This is a genomic window from Acetobacteroides hydrogenigenes (assembly GCF_004340205.1).
Lineage (GTDB): Bacteria > Bacteroidota > Bacteroidia > Bacteroidales > ZOR0009 > Acetobacteroides > Acetobacteroides hydrogenigenes.
Genome location: NZ_SLWB01000003.1, coordinates 81,331 through 98,135 on the forward strand (window position 1 = coordinate 81,331; position 16,805 = coordinate 98,135).

13 protein-coding genes and 1 tRNA gene are annotated in these 16,805 nt (G+C 49.8%); 7 read left to right on the forward strand and 7 right to left on the reverse strand.

Translation table 11 applies throughout. The features are described from left to right. Positions 1-2 precede the first annotated feature (2 nt). The 5 genes from purB to CLV25_RS04390 all read left to right on the forward strand — a co-directional run bounded on the left by purB (position 3) and on the right by CLV25_RS04390 (position 5,938). Complete coding sequence (gene purB / locus CLV25_RS04370; RefSeq protein WP_131838422.1) at positions 3-1,349, forward strand: adenylosuccinate lyase; 1,347 nt, start codon at positions 3-5, stop codon at positions 1,347-1,349. 144 nt (positions 1,350-1,493) lie between these two features. Continuing rightward, a complete protein-coding gene (locus CLV25_RS04375) occupies positions 1,494-3,308 on the forward strand; it encodes an ABC transporter ATP-binding protein (protein WP_131838423.1) in 1,815 nt (604 codons plus the stop codon). A 211-nt stretch (positions 3,309-3,519) separates the two neighbouring features. Further along, positions 3,520-3,912, forward strand: a complete 393-nt coding sequence (locus tag CLV25_RS04380) for a hypothetical protein (RefSeq protein ID WP_131838424.1) — start codon at positions 3,520-3,522, stop codon at positions 3,910-3,912. Between the two features lie 573 nt (positions 3,913-4,485). Beyond that, on the forward strand, positions 4,486-5,403 hold the full coding sequence (locus tag CLV25_RS04385; RefSeq protein ID WP_131838425.1) for an alpha/beta hydrolase: 918 nt from the start codon (positions 4,486-4,488) through the stop codon (positions 5,401-5,403). 28 nt (positions 5,404-5,431) lie between these two features. Next, positions 5,432-5,938 carry a methyltransferase family protein gene (locus CLV25_RS04390; RefSeq protein ID WP_131838426.1) on the forward strand — a complete coding sequence of 169 codons (507 nt, stop codon included), beginning with the start codon at positions 5,432-5,434 and terminating at the stop codon, positions 5,936-5,938. Positions 5,939-6,003: 65 nt separating this feature from the next. Here the strand turns inward: CLV25_RS04390 and CLV25_RS04395 are convergent, their stop codons facing one another. The 3 genes from CLV25_RS04395 to CLV25_RS04405 form a co-directional block, all read right to left on the reverse strand. Beyond that, the gene (locus CLV25_RS04395; protein ID WP_131838427.1) at positions 6,004-6,408 is read right to left on the reverse strand and encodes a VOC family protein; all 405 of its coding nucleotides are present in this window, start codon (positions 6,406-6,408) and stop codon (positions 6,004-6,006) included. A gap of 144 nt (positions 6,409-6,552) precedes the next feature. Beyond that, a complete protein-coding gene (locus tag CLV25_RS04400; protein ID WP_131838428.1) occupies positions 6,553-8,688 on the reverse strand; it encodes a Tex family protein in 2,136 nt (711 codons plus the stop codon). A 110-nt stretch (positions 8,689-8,798) separates the two neighbouring features. Continuing rightward, positions 8,799-10,121 (reverse strand): anaerobic C4-dicarboxylate transporter family protein, encoded by a 1,323-nt coding sequence (locus tag CLV25_RS04405; RefSeq protein ID WP_131838429.1) that lies wholly within the window; start codon positions 10,119-10,121, stop codon positions 8,799-8,801. A 154-nt stretch (positions 10,122-10,275) separates the two neighbouring features. Between CLV25_RS04405 and CLV25_RS04410 the strand changes: the two genes are divergently transcribed. Then, positions 10,276-10,365 (forward strand) — tRNA-Ser (locus CLV25_RS04410). A 136-nt stretch (positions 10,366-10,501) separates the two neighbouring features. On the opposite strand, the gene CLV25_RS04415 is transcribed toward CLV25_RS04410, so the two are convergent. From CLV25_RS04415 to CLV25_RS04430, 4 genes are all read right to left on the reverse strand, one after another. After that, positions 10,502-11,266 carry a LytR/AlgR family response regulator transcription factor gene (locus CLV25_RS04415; protein ID WP_131838430.1) on the reverse strand — a complete coding sequence of 255 codons (765 nt, stop codon included), beginning with the start codon at positions 11,264-11,266 and terminating at the stop codon, positions 10,502-10,504. Positions 11,267-11,492: 226 nt separating this feature from the next. Then, positions 11,493-12,530, reverse strand: coding sequence for a sensor histidine kinase (locus CLV25_RS04420; RefSeq protein WP_207895586.1), 1,038 nt, complete (start codon positions 12,528-12,530; stop codon positions 11,493-11,495). Between the two features lie 119 nt (positions 12,531-12,649). Further along, on the reverse strand, positions 12,650-13,288 hold the full coding sequence (locus tag CLV25_RS04425) for a hypothetical protein (RefSeq protein WP_131838432.1): 639 nt from the start codon (positions 13,286-13,288) through the stop codon (positions 12,650-12,652). Between the two features lie 101 nt (positions 13,289-13,389). Next, a complete protein-coding gene (locus CLV25_RS04430; protein ID WP_131838433.1) occupies positions 13,390-15,525 on the reverse strand; it encodes a TonB-dependent receptor in 2,136 nt (711 codons plus the stop codon). Positions 15,526-16,332: 807 nt separating this feature from the next. On the opposite strand from CLV25_RS04430, the gene CLV25_RS15900 reads away from it, so the two are divergent. Next, positions 16,333-16,743, forward strand: a complete 411-nt coding sequence (locus tag CLV25_RS15900; RefSeq protein WP_165876978.1) for a hypothetical protein — start codon at positions 16,333-16,335, stop codon at positions 16,741-16,743. The last annotated feature ends 62 nt before the right edge of the window (positions 16,744-16,805 follow it).

Genomic DNA, 16,805 nt, shown 5'->3' on the forward strand with positions numbered 1-16,805 from the left:
AGATGGAATTACAGAAGCTAACAGCCATTTCTCCTATCGATGGAAGGTACAGAGGCCAAGTTGATGAGCTTGGAGATTACTTCTCGGAATTTGCCCTAATCCGTTATCGTGTAAAAGTTGAAGTTGAGTATTTTATCGCGCTATGCGAGATTCCTCTTCCTCAGCTTGCCGATGTTGACAAAGCCGTTTACTCGAAGCTTCGCGACATCTATACGAACTTTACCTTGGAGGATGCTCAAAAGATTAAGGATATTGAGAAGGTAACCAACCATGATGTAAAAGCTGTAGAGTACTTCCTTAAGGAAAAGATGGAGGCGCTTGGGCTTACAAAGTATCTCGAGTTTATTCATTTTGGGTTAACCTCGCAGGATGTAAACAATACTGCAACGCCACTCTTACTTCGCGATGCAATCAGCGAAATCTACTACCCTCTTTTGGACGAGGTTGTAGATCAGCTCGAGCAGCTTACACGTGAGTGGGCCGAGGTCCCTCTTTTAGCGCGTACCCACGGTCAGCCTGCATCGCCAACCAAGCTGGGTAAGGAGATCATGGTGTTTGTGGAGCGTATCCAAAAGCAGGTTGACTTGCTACAGGAAATTCCTGTAAGCGCAAAGTTTGGTGGAGCAACCGGTAACTTTAACGCCCACCATGTTGCTTATCCTGAAATTAACTGGGTTGATTTTGGTAACGACTTTGTAAATAACGTGCTTGGCCTTACCCGTTCGCAGTACACCACCCAAATTGAGCACTACGATAATCTTGCCGCTATCTTCGATACGCTTAAGCGCATAAATACCATCCTTATCGACCTTTCGCGCGATTTCTGGACCTATATTTCGATGGACTACTTCAAGCAAAAGGTAAAAGAGGGAGAGGTTGGCTCGTCGGCTATGCCGCATAAGGTGAATCCTATCGACTACGAGAACGCCGAAGGTAACCTTGGTATTGCCAATGCGCTTTACGAGCATCTTGCTGCTAAGCTTCCAATTTCGCGCCTACAACGCGACCTGACCGACTCTACAGTGCTTCGTAATATTGGGGTGCCAATGGGGCATACCGTTATTGCATTTAAGTCTATCCTAAAGGGGTTGGGCAAGGTTTACATTAACCACGAGGCTATCAACAACGACCTTGAGGAGAACTGGGCTGTGGTTGCCGAGGCAATTCAAACCATTCTTCGTCGTGAGGGCTATCCTAAGCCTTACGAGGCGCTAAAGGAGCTAACTCGTGGTAAGTCGGGGATAACCAAAGAGGCTATTTGCGAGTTTGTGGGTACGCTTAAGGTTAGCGATTCGGTTAAGGCGGAGATTCTTACGATTACGCCTCAGAATTACACAGGAATATTCTAATAGTTACACATATAAAATGCAAAAGAGCAGGGTTTAACCCTGCTTTTTGCTATTTTTGGCCGGACTTCCCTTTGGGTAAGTGTTCCTTACAATTCTCGTGCTGGGATGTTGTGGGGCCGTTGAAATAAAAACAACCGTCTTTTAATGAAGAATATCTTTAAGATTTTTAGGTTCATGATACCCTACAAGGGGAGAATCATTGCCTTTGTTATTTTATCCATCCTGTTAGCTATTTTCTCGGTGGCCTCCATTACGGCCGTGCTACCGTTCTTACAAATCCTTTTTAAGCAGTCGCCCGTTGTAGCCAGCGCTGTACCTTGGGAGATGAACGCTACTGCTATCGTGCATAATATCTCGTACCTCATTAGCCAGTACATCGTAACCCATGGGCAAATTGCCACGCTTGGATTGCTAAGCATCATGGTTGCGCTGCTCTTCCTATTCAAAAATCTTTTCGAGTATCTTACCAGCTTTGTGATGATTCCGCTTCGCAACGGCGTGGTGATGGATATTCGTATGACGCTTTACCGCAAGGTGCTCGATCTGCCTTTGGGCTACTACAGCAACGAGCGTAAGGGCGATATCCTATCGAAGATGACCAACGACGTTAACGAGATTGAGGTGTCGGTGGTGCGCTCGTTGGAGCTGCTCTTTAAGGATCCGCTACTGCTTATTGCCTACCTGACAACGCTGATTATAATTAGCCCACAGCTTTCGCTTTTTGTGCTGGGGATGATCTTTGTTGCCGTATTCGTACTAGGCCGTATTGGCCGTTCGCTTCGTAAATCATCGTACCGTGCGCAAAACAGCTTGGGCGATATCCTCTCGGCAATTGAGGAAACCCTTAGCGGGCTAAGGGTGGTTAAGGGCTTTACGGCTGAAAAGCACATGACCAATAAGTTTAAGGGGCTTAACGATAAGTACCGCAAGCTTTGCAACCACGCCTCGTGGCGCCGCGATTTGGCCTCGCCGCTGAGCGAGTTCCTTGGCGTGGGCGTTGTTGTTGCCGTGCTCATGTATGGTGGTCGTTTGGTGCTAATGGATAACCCAACCCTGTCGGCAGCAGCGCTGATAACCTACCTGGCCGCATTCTCGCAGCTGCTAAATCCGGCCAAGCGATTCTCGCAATCATACTATAATATTGTAAAAGGGATGGCCTCTGCCGACCGTATCGACGCCATTCTTTCGGCCGAAAATCCTATTAAGGATGGGCCAAACGCACAGCCAATAGCCGAGTTCAAGAGCAAGATCGAGTTCCGCAACGTCAGCTTTAAGTATATCGACGATTGGGTGCTGCGCAACGTGAGCTTTACCGTGGAGAAGGGGAAAACCATCGCGCTGGTTGGCCAATCGGGATCGGGTAAATCGACCATTGTTGACCTGTTGCCCCGCTTCTGGGACGTGCAGGAGGGCGAGATTCTGGTTGACGGCGTAAACGTGAAGAGCTACAAGCTTCGCGAGCTTCGATCGCTGATGGGCATCGTAAACCAGGAGCCTATCCTGTTTAACGATACCTACTTCAACAATATCGCTTTTAGCGTAGAAGGAGCAACCGCCGATGACGTGGAGGCTGCGGCAAAGGTGGCCAACGCCCACGAGTTTATCTCTACATCGCCCGAAGGCTACCAAACGGTGGTGGGCGATAGGGGAAGCAAGATGTCGGGCGGACAGCGTCAGCGCGTATCCATTGCGCGTGCGGTGCTGGCCAACCCTCCAATCCTTATCCTCGACGAGGCAACCTCGGCGCTCGATACCGAGAGCGAGAAGATCGTTCAATCGGCCTTGGATAACCTGATGCAGAACCGAACCTCCATCGTTATTGCCCACCGCCTGTCGACAATTAAGAATGCCGACGAGATTCTCGTTATAAACGAGGGCGAGATTGCCGAGCGCGGAACGCACGATGAGCTTCTTGCCAAGAAGGGCATCTACCATAAGCTTCACACCATGCAGCAGTAGCCTTTAATAGCATACCCGCAAAGCCCCGCTAGCTAAGCCAGCGGGGCTTTTTTGTTGGCCGATTTTCTGTGCTAAAGTTGCTAAAGAATATTTTTTTGCTTGGATACTATTGCTTCCTTTGGCGTGCTGATGCTCATTGGGCGAAAGACGCCTTTGGCTCAACGCTGGTTGGGCATTTGGGCACCATTGGCTAATTCTAAATTCTTGAATAATGAAGAGATTACTGCTGCTAACCCTATTTTTTGTTGGGGCTATTTTTGCTCAGGCCGGCAAGGTGGAGCTTGCCGATATGGCCAAGAACACCTCGAAGTTTACAGGTAAGAGCGTGGAGTTTACGGGTATGGTTTACTCGGTTTGCCCTAAGAGCGATAGCCGAATTTTTGTTTCGCCCGAGAACGACAAAACCGTGCGCATGGCCGTTGTGCTAAAGAGCGGTTCGGCTGCCAGCTTTAGGGGGAAAAAGGTAACCGTTAAGGGGATTCTCAAAAAGGTGGCCTACGTCGATCAAAAGCCCTGCGGTCGCTGCGATGGCAAGGATTGCGCCAAGAGCGTATCCGAAGCTAGCGCTGCTTCGTACTACGTAGAGGCTACTTCGGTGAAGTAGGTGTGCTAAAAGGGGCTATGCTAGAATTGTAGGTTCTTCTGGAAGATAGCGCGCTCTTGGTGCTATTCCCCTAGAGGCACTTCCGTTTGGATGCATAGCCTTTGCCTACGCCAGATGGCCTTCCTGTAGCTTGTAAGGTTCTCGAGAGCTCTTCTTCGCCATGAAGAGGCTGAACGGTGGAATTTGTAGCTCTCCGCAGCTGTGAAGAGGCTGAAATGTGAAATTTGTAGCTCTCCGCAGCTGTGAAGAGGCTAAAATGTGAAATTTGTAGCCCTCCGCAGCTGTAAAGAGGCTGAAATGCCAAATTCGTTGGCCTCCGCAGCTGTGAAGAGGTTGAAATGCCAAATTCGTTGGCCTCCGCAGCTGTGAAGAGGTTGAAATGCCAAATTCGTTGGCTTCCGTACCGTAAAATAGCCGAAAATGCTAAATATATTAGCCTTTTTGCTGTAAAATAGCCGCAAATGCCAAAAAACATGCCCTAAAAAGGGCGAAAGCGAGCTCCCTTATAAATTTCCAAAAAATACTGGTAAATATCAGATCAAATGCCCAACTTCAGGTTGAAATTCAACCCCAATGAGCTACTCAATTCAACCGCTAGAGCTAACGCCCGACTACGAGGGTAGGGTAGTGGCAACCATCATATCGAAAAGGGCCAGCCAGCCCTCTAAAAGCGCCGTGCTGTACGTCCACGGCTTCATCGACTACTTTTTTCAGGATCACCTCGCAGATCGGTTTGCCGATGCGGGCTACAGCTTCTACGCGCTAGAGCTCCGCAAGTACGGGCGCTCGCTGCTGCCGCATCAGCACCCGAACTACTGTAGGAACATTCGCGAATACTTCGAGGAGATCGACCAGGCCATCGAGAGGATATGCGAGGATGGCAATACGAAGCTGCTGCTGATGGGCCACTCCACCGGCGGGCTTATCACCTCGCTCTACGCCTCGAATGGAAAGTATGCCGACAAGGTTAGCGCCCTTTTGCTCAACAGCCCGTTCCTCGAGTTCAACGTTAGCCGCAGCACCCGCTTGGCAACGCTGGTGGTTTCGACGATTTGCCGACCATTCCCGTACGCCAACATCTGCGGGGTGCTCTCGCCCCTCTACGCGCAAAGCGTTCATAGCAGCCACAAGGGCGAGTGGGATTTCGACCTTGCCTGGAAGCCCATCGAGGGATTTCCATCGTACTACCGATGGATCTTGGCCATTCGCGATGGGCATAAGGAGGTGAAAAAAGGGTTGGGCATCAAATGCCCCATCCTGCTGATGCACTCCGCCCGATCGTTCGTCCCCAAAAGCTGGTCGGATGACATCCAGCGGGCCGACGTGGTGCTCAACATCGAGCACATGAAGCGCTACGGCAGGCTGCTGGGCCGTAACATCACCTTCCACGAGGTGCCCGATGGCATGCACGACCTGACGCTATCGCGAAAGGATGTCCGCGACCGCGTACTCGATACGATGGTGGCCTGGGCCGATGAGGTAATGGGGTAAACGTTATTTAGAATAGGGAGGATGCCTTATGGAGACGAGCAGGAAAAGAAAAATACCGCCTATCTGGCTGCTGATTTTGATTTTCTTTACCACCTATCTGCTGATCTCAATCGGCATAACCCACTTCCTACACCTTCCGGGTCATATACGCTTACCCGATTATTGGAGTATAGCCATTGGCTCCATTCTTTTGCTGGTTGGATTCTGCGTTTTGGGTAGCGCCATCAAAACGCTAACCATTCGGCGGGCTTCCGGAAAGGATGTCTACAAGCCAAAATCGGAAAGCAAGCTGGTAACAACCGGCATTTACGCGCACGTACGCAATCCGGTGTACCTAGGGAACACCCTGATGCTTTGGGGCTGGTTCTTCGTCCTTCAGCTCACCGTTGTCCTTTTTCTGACCATCCTGTTTATGATCCACTTCTACCTTGTGGCCAAGTGGGAGGAACGGGAACTCACCGAACGATTTGGAGAGGAATACTTGGAGTATAAAAGGCGAGTGCCCTTCATTATTCCTTCGCTTAAAAAGCGATAGGAAGATTACGGTGTGGAGTAAGCTTAGAATGTAAAGGAAACCGGAACCTTCCCTGTCGTCCCTCTTTACTGCGGCATTGCACTCTCATCCATAAAGAATACCTCCCACAGGTGTCCGTCACCATCCTGAAAGCTGCGGCCGTACATAAAGTCGTACACCTGAGGTTCGCGGGGCTCAATGCCACCTGCGCTCAGTACCTTTGCCATGAACTCATCCACCTCCTGCTTGCTGCTTAGCTGGATTGAGAGAATCACCTCCGAGTGCGTTGCCGTATTGCAAACCTCCTTAACCGTAAAGCCCTTGTAGAATTTTTCAACAAGCAGCATCACGAAAATATTCTCACTGACAATCATGCATGTGGCATTCTCGTCGGTGAACTTAGGATTAAAGGAGAATCCAAGGCTGGTGAAAAACGCTATCGAGGCTTCCAAGCTCTTTACAGGAAGGTTCACAAAGATTTTCTTTTCCATAACCTGATGTTTTAGTTTGCTAGTAAACATCGCGGGTTTAGGGTATGTTCATTCATCGAAACACTTGAACAAAAGAAAAAGGGGATGGTTGTTATACCATCCCCTTTTTATATCTAATATCTAACGTCTAAAATCTTGTATCTATTACAGCCCCTTCATCGAGAGCTGGATGCGCTTGCGAGTCTTATCCACCTCTACCACCTTTACCTTTACGTGCTGATGCAGCTTAACCACATCGAGCGGATTGGAAACGTAGCGGTCGGCCAGCTGCGAGATGTGTACCAGGCCATCCTGCTTTACGCCCACATCGACAAACGCACCGAAGTTGGTGATGTTGGTTACGATGCCCGGCAGCACCATCCCCTCGCGGAGGTCGTCGATGGTGTGGATGTCGGGAGCAAACTCGAACACCTTGGCGGCCGAGCGTGGGTCGCGCCCCGGCTTGGCGAGCTCCTGCATGATGTCGTTTAGGGTTGGAAGCCCCACCTTATCGTCGACGTACTTGCTTAGCTGGATAGACTTGCGCAGCTGCTCGTTTTCGAGCAGGTCCTTTACCTTGCAGCCCAAATCCTTGGCGATCTTCTCCACCACGTAGTAGGCCTCGGGGTGTACGGCCGAGTTATCAAGAGGATTCTTGGCGTTGTCGATGCGGAGAAAGCCGGCGCACTGCTCGAACGCCTTTGGCCCCAGCTTGGGCACCTTCTTTAGCTCGGCACGACTGGCGAATGGGCCATTCTCGGTGCGGTAGTCCACGATACCTTGCGCCAGCTTAGGTCCAAGCCCCGACACGTAGGTAAGCAGGTGCTTGCTGGCAGTATTCACGTTTACGCCCACGCTGTTCACGCAGCTCTCCACCACCATATCTAGCCCGTTCTTGAGCTTGGTCTGGTCTACATCGTGCTGGTACTGCCCAACGCCGATAGACTTAGGATCGATCTTTACCAGTTCGGCCAGCGGATCCATCAGGCGACGACCTATAGATACAGCACCACGTACGGTAACATCGTACTCAGGGAACTCCTCGCGGGCAACGGGCGATGCCGAGTAGATGGATGCCCCATCCTCGCTCACCACAAACACCTGAATATCGCGGGGGAAGCGGATGCGCTTCACGAAAGCCTCCGTTTCGCGGCTGGCGGTGCCGTTACCAATGGCGATGGCCTCTATCTTGTACATCTCAACGAGCGTCTCCACCTTCTTCATGGCAGCCACGGTCTCGTTTTGGGGTTGATGCGGGTAGATGGTTTCGTTGTGAACCAGGTTGCCCTGCCTATCGAGGCAAACCAGCTTGCAGCCCGTTCTAAAACCTGGATCGAGCGCCAGCACGCTCTTCTGCCCAAGCGGCGACGAGAGCAGCAACTGACGAAGGTTCTCGGCAAATACGCGGATGGCCTCCTCGTCGGCCTTCTCCTTCGAGATGCCCATAAATTCGGTTTCGATGGATGGCCCTAGGAGCCTTTTGTAGCTGTCGGCAACCGCATCGCGCACGATTTCGGCAGCGGGGGTGCGGTTTACCACAAATATTCGTTCCAGATCGGCAATGGCCACATCATCATCCGGTCCAATGCTGATCTTAAGGATGCCCTCCTCCTGCCCGCGGCGCATGGCCATCAGGCGGTGCGAGGCGCAGCGCTTAAGCGGTTCCGAGAAGGCAAAGTAGTCGGAGTACTTTGCGCCCTCCTCCTCCTTGCCCTTGGCCACCTTCGACGAGATGATGGCATCGCGGCCGTACACGCGGCGCATGGCGTTGCGGGCACGGGTATCCTCGTTCACCCACTCGGCAATGATATCCTTAGCCCCTTCGATGGCCTCGTCGGACGATTCGACCTTATCGTTGATGTATTTTAGCGCCAGCGACTCTACATCGCCGGGGAATTGCTTTATCAGTGTTGATGCGAGCGGCTCCAGCCCCTTTTCCTTGGCGATGGTGGCACGCGTGCGGCGCTTCTGCTTGTATGGTAGGTAAAGGTCTTCGAGCTCCGACAGGACGTAGGAACCTTCGATCTTCTTCTTGAGTTCATCGGTAAGCTTGCCCTGCTCCTCAATCGACTTAAGGATGGTTTCGCGACGCTTCTCCACCTCATCGAGCTTGCCCTTTTGCTCGGCAATGCTGCCGATAGCTACCTCATCGAGGGTGCCGGTGCGCTCCTTACGGTATCGGCTTATAAAGGGAATGGTTGCCCCTTCGGCCAAAAGCGCGAGGGTATTCTCCACCTGCCACTTCTGCAATCCTAGGGCAGCGGTAATCAGGCTGACGTGCTTTTCGTTAGTATCAGACATTCGTTTTTCGTATTTGAACCCAAGTTTACCAAGATTTATTGAGATGGACAAAAAGTAGACACAAGATGAAAGATGAAAGATTCTATTCCCTATTCACTACTTACTACTCCCTACTTCAAGATAATGCTCGATAACAGCAACCCAACAGCAACAGCCACAACCGTAGCCACCAGTCCGGGGATCATGAAGCTGTGGTTAAGCACCCATCGGCCAATGCGGGTTGTACCCGTTCGGTCGAAGTTGATGGCGGCCACAACGGTTGGGTAGTTGGGGATAAAGAAGTACCCGTTTACCGATGGAAACATCCCGATGATAGATGTTGCAGGAATACCAAGTCCCAAGCCAAAAGGAATCAACGCTCTTACGGTTGCCGCTTGGCTGTATAGTAGAATAGATAGAACAAAAAGCGCCACAGCGAACAGCCATGGATAGGCAATAACCATACTCTTTAGCCCTCCTTCGAGGAATTCCATATTACCTTTAAAGAAAGTATCGCCCATCCAGGCAATACCGAATATGGCAATCACCGCCTGAATCCCTGCCGTAAAAACTGAGCCCTTCACGGTCTTATCAACCGAAGTCTTACAGAAGAGCAGCATCAATCCCGCCATGGTGAGCATCACAATCTCAATAGTCTCTGGCATCCCTAGTTTGGTTGATAAGCCATTTACAGTCCACGAAGGACGAAGGACATCAATCGAGCCAAAGAGTACAATAAGTACGGTTCCTGCAAGAAATAGGTATACAGATAGTTTTGCTGTTAAAGGGACTACTGTTGCTTCTTTTGACTTTTTATCCAAGAAGGAGAATTCCCCCCGTCGTAACTTATTTAGAAATTCTTCATCATCCTTCAACTCCTTACCCATGCCTGATGCTACCAGCGCTCCAATAAATACCCCGATAAGTGTAGCTGGTACGGCAACCATAAGAATATCCAGTAACGTATATCCAAAGGGCGTAAGCATACCAAGGAGGGCAACCGTAGCGGCAGATATAGGACTAGCTGTTATGGCCTGCTGCGAGGCAATTACGGCAATCGACAGCGGACGCTCTGGTCGAACGCGGCTATCGGCAGCTACCTCGGCAATCACCGGAAGCAGCGAATATGAAACGTGTCCTGTGCCGGCAACAAAGGTAAATAAGTAGGTAACCAAAGGCCCAAAGAAGGTTATCCGTTTAGGATTCTTGCGGAGCATCTTTTCGGCCAGGTGCACCATATAGTCGAGCCCACCGGCCGCTTGTAGCGCGCCTGCCGCCGTAATAACAGCAAGGATCATTAGCATGACATCGATAGGTGCTTGCATAGGCTGCAAGCCAAAGCCAAAGACGAGAACAGCCAATCCCATTGTGCCCATAATACCAAGACCTATTCCTCCTAAACGAGCACCTACAAAAATTGCAGTAAGAACAATCGCTAATTCAACCCAAAACATAACGGTACCTTTCTTGGATAATTTGCAACAAAGATAAAATAACCACCCAATTAAGCCGCTCGATATCCTTTCTGTAGAACAATTATTTGATTTGTTCCCCATTTTTTTTCGCTATCCGTTACAAGGGTAGCCTCTTTTTACTACTTTTGTCGCCGGAGAGATGCCAGAGTGGTCGAATGGGCCTGACTCGAAATCAGGTGTACTGCTTGCAGTACCGGGGGTTCGAATCCCTTTCTCTCCGCCAAATGAAAAGCGGTTGTCCAATGTGGGCAACCGCTTTTCATTTATCTTATGTAAGATAAAGTCTCTATATCTGCATAGTTGCTATCACATTTCTACAAGCAACAGTTCACATTCTCGTCTTCTCCAAGATTATATATTTAGCGGTCGAGCCACTCCTTAAACATGCCGCACTTCTCGCGGCTGACGATTACCTCATCGTCCTTAACCCCTTTTACGTTGAGCCTTAAGCGCGAGGAGGAGTATACCACCACATCGGTGATGCCCGAGAGCGCCACGATGTGCTTACGGCTGATGCGGAAAAACTTCGAGGGGTCTACCAGGCTCTCAATCTGGTCGAGCGTATGGTCTACGCTCACCATTTTTCCTTCTAGGGTATAGGCGTAGGTCGACTTCTCCATGCTGGTAAACGCCGCGATGCTGCTAACCGGGAGCATGTGGAGCTTGTCGCCAATGCGGGTGATAAAGCGCTCCTTGTAGGTGCCGGTAAGCATGCGCATGGCTTGGGCAATGGCCTCTGCCGAAACCACCGTTGCCGGGATGCTGCTGGCTAGGTGTCCATTCAGCTTCTTCAGGGCAGCCTCCAGCTCGTCCTTGTCGATGGGCTTAAGCAGGTAGTCGATACTGTTTACCTTGAAGGCCTTAATGGCGTACTCGTTGAATGCCGTGGTGAATATGATGGGGCAGCTTATGGCTACCTGTTCCAGGATCTCGAAGCTGATGCCGTCGCCCAGCTGGATGTCCATTAGCATAAAATCGGGATGGGGATGGCTGCTGAGGTAGGCCACCGTCGAGGATATGGAGTCGGTTAGGGCTGCAACCTCGATGGTTGGATCGTACTGCTCCACCATCTTCTTTAGCCTTTCGGCTGCCGGACGCTCGTCTTCAACAATTATACAGGTCATAGGGTAGATTTTAGATGATAGACATTAGATGTTAGACTTTAGATATTAGACGTTAGATGTTGGTTGTCCTTCCATGTTTTGCTTAATGCTATTTCGAAGAATATTCTCCGCCACTTCGGCTACGCTCAGCGGTCAAGCGGGGGATATAGCACTGAATAGGCGTCGGAGGTTAATCTTTGCGTTCGCATGTCTAATATCTAAAATCTAATGTCTAATATCTTCAGATTTAAACCAACGGTAGCTTAACCACAAACTTGCCGTCCTTTTCGCCAAACTCCATGGGGGTGTGCGTCAGAAATACGTACCGTTCCCTGATGTTGTTTAGGCCGATGGTGTTGGAGTCGGGGAGGGTCGATTTCTTTTGAAGGTTGTTCTCGCATACCAGGTAGCCTCCATTCTCGTATATATCGATGGTTAGCGGTTTATCGGATGATACAACGTTGTGCTTAACGGCATTCTCAATAAGCATTTGGAGTGCTAGAGGAACAATTTGCTTGCTGTCGGGGTTAACGCTGTTGTTTACAATCAGGTTATCGCCGAAGCGGTTCTTCTGCATGTACACGTAGGCCTCAGCTAGCCTCAGCTCTTCGCTTAGCGGCACCAGCTCCTTGTCCTTGATGTCTAAAACGTAGCGGTACACCTCGGCCAGCTTGCGGATAAACTTGGTTGCAGCATCGGGGTCGGTCTCCACCAGCGAGGTGAGCACGTTAAGGCTGTTGAAGAGGAAGTGGGGGTTTACCTGATTCTTCAGCATCTCGTACTGGTAAACGGCGATATCGCGCTTGTACTGCTCCTCTTTTATGACCTGCTCCTTAAACCCTTTGAAGAACTTGCGAAGGAACATGATCGTCCAAACGAAGAAGCTGATAAAGGAGATTATGGTAGAATTTATGATGATATTTTCTGCTTGCTTACCGAAATCGAATTCTCCTTGTGAATAGTAGATGCTGAAAAGCGTATAGATAATAAAGACGGCTATAGTGTTGTAGATGCTGGAAATGGATATGTTCCATCTAAACGCTTTGGCCGGATTCACATCCCAAGGGAACTTACGGTTTATTAAAACCTGTATGCTTTGGTTTCCTTTCCACATCAAAATGCCGATAATTGTGGAGATTAGCGTGGTAGTTCTTAAGCGGTACCAGCTAATGTTGAATATGCTAAATCCATCGAATATGAACGTGATAAAAAATCCGATAGCAACGCTGATAAGTAGCATTACCCCCCAATCGGACGCATTTTTTATTAGGCAATTCTTATTCATCATTAAAAGAGTTTGAAGGGAGTGAATGTAGCAAAAAAGTAGGTTTTGGCTTATCGTTTTCTTAAGATAATACCCGCTAGAGTTAGGGTTAACCCAGCGGGTATTGCTAGGGTGCCAGACTACTTATTGCAGTACGCCAGCATGCCCTCGTTCATTTCGTAGCCCCAAGTTGGATAGATGCTGCTTGGTGCCTTAAAGGAGGTGAATTTCTGTTTAGCCAGCTCGAAGAGAGGCTTTGCCTTGTCTTTCCCGCCTCCAAATACGGCTGGGGTATGAGCTATGCCCATTGCCTTGAGCATGTACGCTCTTGGATTTTCTGGGTTCATCGCAATGGCTTTTTCAAGAAGTTCGGTGGCTATTTGCGTGTACTTCATACCGCGGCTCATTGGCGATACGCTGATGCGAGCCTGGCTAGACATTGCTGCCAACACTAGTATCTCCGATTCGTTCGGATTTGCCTTTTGCAGCTGCGCTAGTACGGGGTCTACCTCGTCTAAAAGGGCATCAATTTGTTCGCCTTTTAGGCTAAACGCTTGCATTATCTTGCAGTAGGCCATATAGTAGCTGGCCTCCCAGCGGTTCGGTTCCGTTTGCGCTAAGCTTTTAAACTGGCTTGCATACAGCGAGTAGTTAACATTTTTCTGATCCTTATTCATTCTTTGAACTAGGGTGTCCACATCGGCCGAGTAATCCTGAGCGTAAGCTCCAACCATAGCCACTAGGGCAATAATCACTGAGAAAAATCTTTTTGCGTTCATTGTTTTTTGTTTTTAAGACGTTAGATATTAGACTTTAAATGTTGGACACAAGACGTTTCCTTGAATTTGGTCTTGATACTTGTGTCTTGATACTTTATTCTTTAGAAGTTCAGAAACACCCCGAAAAAGAACGACTGCTTGGTCGATGCGGTGATCTTAGCGGCTTGGTACTGTCCGTTTGCATCGCGGTAGTAGTTGTAGCCGTAGATGTTCTCGCGGTTGAGCAGGTTGCCCATTTGGGTGTACAGCACCGATGTCTTCCCGAAGAGCTTAAAGATGTAGCTGGCGTTGATGCTCACATCCATGTATTCCTTCGTGAGCTTATCCATGAACAGCGGTGTAGATGGATCGTCGTACGGGCGGCCGGTTGCGTAGCTAAACGTAGCGCCAAGCTGGGTGCTTAGTTTGCTGATCCACCATTTGCCAACTGCCGATACGTTGTGCTTTGGCGCAAATGTTGGGGTAACCTTTTCGGTAAAGTCGCGGTAGAGCCTCTTGCTGTCGATGTAGGAGTACGATACCCAGTAGTCTAGGTTGCGTACGGTTTTTTGGTCGCGCCAAAATACTTCGAGGCCCTTGGCAAACCCGTTGCCGCCGTTGTTGTAGAGGGTTGGATCGTAAAACTTCACCCCATCGAAGCGCACCATGTTGTCGTATTCCTTGTAGTAAACTTCGGTTCTGAAAATTCTGTCGTTCTTGGTTACCTGAAAGTTGGCGATGTAGTGCGTAGCCTTTTCGAACTTCAGATCGTGGGTAAAGCGTAGCAGCTGGTCTTCGGGTGTTTGGTAGAAGATGCCGCTGGCTACCGAAATCTGGCAGCAGGGGGCCAGCAGCCATGCCAACGATGCACGTGGCGCAAGTTTAAAGTCGCCCAGCAGATCGGAGTACTCGCTCCGTACTCCACCTCGTACGGCCAGCTTGTTGAAGAGCATTGCCTCGCCCTCTACGAATGCTGCGGTGTTGTTGTCGGTATAGCTGGTATTGCTCACGGTGCTGCTGTTTACGCTGTAGCTCTGCCTAAAACGGTTGGGGGCTAGCTCGGCACCTCCGGTTATGTTGAAGATGCTGCTGAACTCCTTCTTCACCGAAACCTTAGATTGGAAGTAGGTATTCGTTTCATCTACCTTGCTCATGCCCGGCTTCACGTTGTTCTTATCCAACGATAGGGCCACTCCGGTTTTGATGCTCCAGCCTTTCCCCCACGAATCGGAGTAGGTAAGGTTGGTGTATAGGTTGCTATTCTTTAGGTCGATGGCCATAGCGCGTGCCTGGTTGTTGTAATCGGGATAGTCGAGGTTGAAGTGGCTGCTTTGGAAGGTTGCCATCAGCTTAAGCAGCCCATCGTTGCCAATTTTTTGGCGGCCAGCCACGGTTGTCCCAAAGGTTTCGGGGTACTTGTTCCATTTGTGCTGCTGCTTTACGGCGCTTAAGTAGGGCTTCAGGTTGTAGTAGTCTACCTGAACGGAAATGGACGAGCGCTCGTTTGCGAATGTTTCGGATCCGTTTACGCCAACGCTCATGATTCCTAAGCCCCATTGCGATTTTGGAGCGATGCCCGTGGTTTGGAGGATGAGCGCCGACGAGAGCGCCTGTCCGTACTGGGCCGAGTATCCGCCAGAGCTAAAGGTTGTACCCGTAAACATCTGAGGGGAGTACCTTCCGCGCGAGGGCAGGTCGGGGGTAGTCGACGAGTAGGGCTTCTTTACGCGCAGCCCGTCGATGTAGGTAAGCGACTCGTAGGCATCGCCACCGCGTACGAAGAGCCGTCCATCGTCGGCAATGGTGGCCGTACCCGGCAGGGTGTTAATTGCACCGTAGATATCGCCTGTTGCGCTGGCCGTTGTTAGGATATCAAGCGGCTTTAGGGTAACGCCCTTCTTCTTGTCGCCAGCTTCGAAGGCACCTGCGGTAATCACCACATCCTGTATGGCAGTAGCCTTTTCCTTGAGCACGATGTTGAGCTCTATGGTGCCAGTACTTAAGCTGATCGTTTTCTCGAAGGGCTCGTAGCCAATAAACGAGGCGGCGATGGTTTGCAAGCCCTTTCTGCGCGTTTTTAGGATGTAGCTTCCCGAGGTGTCGGCCGAGGTGCCGTCGATGCTGCCCTTAACTACCACGCTTGTTCCGATGAGCGGGTTGCCCGACTTGTCGGTTATCCTCCCCTTAATGGTTACCTGGGCAAGCGCTGCTGCTGTAAATGCTAAAAATGATGCTGTAAGAAAGAGCTTGTTTATCATAGTCGTATCCGTTTATTTTGGCGGCAAACCTACGTTACCTTATGGTTTTACTGTTTATTGTCCTTGCGATCTGCTTGACGAATCTTGCTATTGTCGCTTGACTACAGTACAAATATCTATAGGTAGCAGCCCCTTATCAATTAAAAGGGGACGAGTGGTAGAACTTGTAGGATGAGGCGTTATTTTCCGCAACCGAGCTGTAGCTTTTACTGGGGCTGTCTTAAAAGGGGAATCACCTATCACGATATGCGTATCGCAACAGGTTAAACCACGTTGCAGTAGGCTTTGGTTGCATTTCGTGATACGTGTGCCGTGATACTTTTTGGATAGCCCCGTTTTAACCAGCCACCAGGCTACACGACACAGAAAATGCATGGTTTTTTTGTTAAAGGGGGCTATCGGTAGAGTAGAATCGCTATATTCGCCTCCTACTAAAGCACAGGCTATTGTAGATGGTATTTCTACAACGCTTTCATAAGCTCCCTTGCAGGGCAACCTCAGGTAGCATTTCAAATCACCAAGAGCATTTAGAAGAGCAGCTAAGTATGCAGTATCGGCAGAAGCATTTTATTGCTTTTGTTGGATTTGTACACGATGGTAAACGGTATGACGGAATCTGTAGCCAACAGCCTACAGGCATAGGGCCTAGCGCTTTTTGGGTTACGGACTATCGCGCATCACAAAATAAAGAACGATGGCCGGCTTACGCCTTTTCTGAAAGGTTGTGGGTGTTGGGGCTGTCGTTTCGGTGTTAATTTTACGTTTTAGAAAGGGATTGCTGAGAAGTATTCCCTTCTTTTTTTGCAGATGGCGATTCTCCTGCTGTCGCTGGTAAATTATCAGCTGTCGCTACCGACTCTTCAGCTGTCGCTGGTCAATTATCAGCTGTCGCTACCGACTCTTCAGCTGTCGCTGGTCAATTATCAGCTGTCGCTACCGGCTCTTCAGCTGTCGCTGGTCAATTATCAGCTGTCGCTACCGACTCTTCAGCTGTTGCTGGTCAATTATCAGCTGTCGCTACCGATTCTTCAGCTGTCGCTGGTCAATTATCAGCTGTCGCTGCCCACTCTTCAGCTGTCGCTAGTCAATTATCAGCTGTCGCTACCGGCTCTTCAGCAGTCGCTAGTCAATTATCAGCGAAGGCCGGTCGTACTAGCCCATCCGTTGGCGTATACGCAGCCGTATCCGGAATCTTGTTCGTTATCTCCTAACCTTTAAATTGAAATGATGATCGTTTAAATCGGTTGCTTTTACCTCTGTTTCGCCATCAAAAAAAGTAC

Coding starts and splice junctions, on each gene's coding strand:
- CLV25_RS04405 (WP_131838429.1), bottom strand. CDS start 10,121: ATGTTTTGGGTTGAATTAGCGATTGTTCTTACTGCAATTTTTGTAGGT.
- CLV25_RS15900 (WP_165876978.1), top strand. CDS start 16,333: ATGGCGATTCTCCTGCTGTCGCTGGTAAATTATCAGCTGTCGCTACCG.
- CLV25_RS04375 (WP_131838423.1), top strand. CDS start 1,494: ATGAAGAATATCTTTAAGATTTTTAGGTTCATGATACCCTACAAGGGG.
- purB (WP_131838422.1), top strand. CDS start 3: ATGGAATTACAGAAGCTAACAGCCATTTCTCCTATCGATGGAAGGTAC.
- CLV25_RS04430 (WP_131838433.1), bottom strand. CDS start 15,525: ATGATAAACAAGCTCTTTCTTACAGCATCATTTTTAGCATTTACAGCA.
- CLV25_RS04380 (WP_131838424.1), top strand. CDS start 3,520: ATGAAGAGATTACTGCTGCTAACCCTATTTTTTGTTGGGGCTATTTTT.
- CLV25_RS04385 (WP_131838425.1), top strand. CDS start 4,486: ATGAGCTACTCAATTCAACCGCTAGAGCTAACGCCCGACTACGAGGGT.
- CLV25_RS04420 (WP_207895586.1), bottom strand. CDS start 12,530: ATGAATAAGAATTGCCTAATAAAAAATGCGTCCGATTGGGGGGTAATG.
- CLV25_RS04415 (WP_131838430.1), bottom strand. CDS start 11,266: ATGACCTGTATAATTGTTGAAGACGAGCGTCCGGCAGCCGAAAGGCTA.
- CLV25_RS04425 (WP_131838432.1), bottom strand. CDS start 13,288: ATGAACGCAAAAAGATTTTTCTCAGTGATTATTGCCCTAGTGGCTATG.
- CLV25_RS04400 (WP_131838428.1), bottom strand. CDS start 8,688: ATGTCTGATACTAACGAAAAGCACGTCAGCCTGATTACCGCTGCCCTA.
- CLV25_RS04395 (WP_131838427.1), bottom strand. CDS start 6,408: ATGGAAAAGAAAATCTTTGTGAACCTTCCTGTAAAGAGCTTGGAAGCC.
- CLV25_RS04390 (WP_131838426.1), top strand. CDS start 5,432: ATGGAGACGAGCAGGAAAAGAAAAATACCGCCTATCTGGCTGCTGATT.